The sequence below is a fragment of the Yersinia aldovae ATCC 35236 genome (assembly GCF_000173735.1).
Taxonomy (GTDB): Bacteria; Pseudomonadota; Gammaproteobacteria; order Enterobacterales; family Enterobacteriaceae; genus Yersinia; species Yersinia aldovae.
The window spans coordinates 1-356 of record NZ_ACCB01000121.1; the positions used below are offsets into that span (position 1 = coordinate 1).

A 356-nucleotide genomic window follows, 5' to 3' on the forward strand; every position below is an offset into this window, starting at 1 on the left:
AGCCACTGACAGTCAAATACCACCGGCACTTGCCCGTTAACTTCTGCCCAGTAATAACCATTAATCGTCTTATCAAACCAATAAGGACTATTCCTATCCTGTGGTTCTGCCCGGAATAATTTCCTGGTGGCTTTAACAAAAAACAGCCCTAATTCATTAATATAAACAACCGGATCAAAGGTTTTATTCTCGTATTTTCTAAGTCTAAGATAGGCATCGCGCATAAAAGCAACATCAGTATCAGATCGTCTATACGGCTCAACACGTATTCTTAGCCCTTCATACCTCAGCCCCTGTTTATACCACAGCTCCTGATCCCCCGGCTGCATATCCGGCCAACTGGCGATCATTGGCAG

1 pseudogene is annotated in these 356 nt (G+C 44.1%); it reads right to left on the reverse strand.

What is annotated here, in order from left to right:
* Positions 1–356 (reverse strand): annotated as a pseudogene (locus YALDO0001_RS19520) (hypothetical protein); the annotation flags it as partial.